A 1,456-nucleotide genomic window follows, 5' to 3' on the forward strand; every position below is an offset into this window, starting at 1 on the left:
CTCTGGGATAGTCGCCGGTTCCGAACGTTCAACGTCATCGACGACTTCAGCCGCGAGGCACTTAGAAATCGGGCTAATCTTCCTGCATCGCCGACGTCCGTTCCGCCTTCAGTAGAGGTCCGATTTGAGTCCGGATTAATGTAACTGTTTCGCGTAAGCAGCGGGAGTTAGCCCGCCGTGTGCCTTCTTCGGTCGCTCTCCGTGGTATTCCTGTCGCCAGTTTTCGATCTCGCTTAGGGCATGCAGAAGGTTGGGAAACCAGTATTCGTTGAGGCATTCATCGCGAAACCTTCCGTTGTACGATTCGATGTAGGCGTTCTGGTTCGGCTTGTCAGGCTCGATCAGGCGCAACCGCACGGCGCGCTCATGTGCTCACGCGACCATCGCCTTGCCACAGAAGTCCTTTCCGTTATCGCTGCGATGATCTTCGGCAGGTCCCGAGTCAGTGCCAGGCGGTCCATGATGCGCGTTACGCCGACACCCGCGTGAGGCCCATTCGCAGGAACGTAATTCTGCTCTTGAACGGTAGTGTCAACAGCCGTCCAAGCGGCGCATAACACTATGCCCGGAACTCCGCCCAACAGGTAGGATGCCAGCGAAACTCATTCCGGCGACTCCCGGGCGTGCTCGTAGTCCCCTGTGTCTGCTGAATGGTTCTGTGTCACGACGCCATAGAGTCCGATAGCCGGGGGTCAGAGCGACCTCCCTATGACAGCCACTCTTCTACTACACTCGTAGTGGGCCTAAGCCCCATACCGTGTCGGCGATCCTCGTACCGAAGAACGGGCACACGGTCAGAGGGCCCAGTGGTATCGTGTCCACAAGCGTGATCGGATTTACGACACTCAGGGGCGTCCTGGCTCGAGACATTACCGAGCTGAGGAGGGTCTATCCGTAGATTCCAAAAATTCGAAGTTGCAGGAGCTCATACGCATGAACAAGAACGCCTACCCCGCGTCCTTTGACAGAGTGTCCATGACGCCCCAGGAGTTCGTTTCCAGGCTTTACGGTGCCGTCGTGTTGGAAAACAATGACGTCTATCGCGACATCTTCGAATCCACCGCGCAACATGAGGCGTCGGATCCCTATTGGAAGCGCGCGATCGCGCTGTTCAACAGTCTGGATGCGGTAGGGAAGGAGACCTTGCTTGAAATCATGCGGCAGGTTTCAGTTGACACCATCTCCCATGTTCTTGGTGTCATTGACGGAGCGAATTCACTGGATGGCGTCCAGGAATCCTTTGACTTGACTCTGGATGGCGCTGGTCTCGGCCGGGACTTACAACGCCTGTTCCTCGTCGAGGATGAGCAACTAAAAGAGTAACTGGAGACCTTGTTTTCGAGGGCATGCATGCTGTACCGGACTGGGTCCCTTCTTATAGTTCCGCTGAGTTCTCCATAACAGGGCGCACTCAGGCAGCGTGCAATATGCACCTGCGGCTGATGCTGTGGTGCGT

1 protein-coding gene and 1 pseudogene are annotated in these 1,456 nt (G+C 56.3%); one reads left to right on the top strand and one right to left on the bottom strand.

The window, feature by feature from the left end; all coding sequences use genetic code 11:
• Positions 1-135: 135 nt before the first annotated feature.
• A pseudogene (locus AC1DT2_RS23255) lies at positions 136-482 on the bottom strand (integrase core domain-containing protein); the annotation flags it as partial.
• A 451-nt stretch (positions 483-933) separates the two neighbouring features.
• Here AC1DT2_RS23255 and AC1DT2_RS23260 point away from each other — a divergent pair.
• The gene (locus tag AC1DT2_RS23260; protein WP_477299039.1) at positions 934-1,323 is read left to right on the top strand and encodes a hypothetical protein; all 390 of its coding nucleotides are present in this window, start codon (positions 934-936) and stop codon (positions 1,321-1,323) included.
• Positions 1,324-1,456: the final 133 nt, after the last annotated feature.

This window comes from Luteibacter sp. P4_E6, assembly GCF_056401535.1.

Bases quoted from the DNA above. Each gene is read 5' to 3' on its own strand.
- AC1DT2_RS23260 (WP_477299039.1), top strand. From the start codon at position 934: ATGAACAAGAACGCCTACCCCGCGTCCTTTGACAGAGTGTCCATGACG.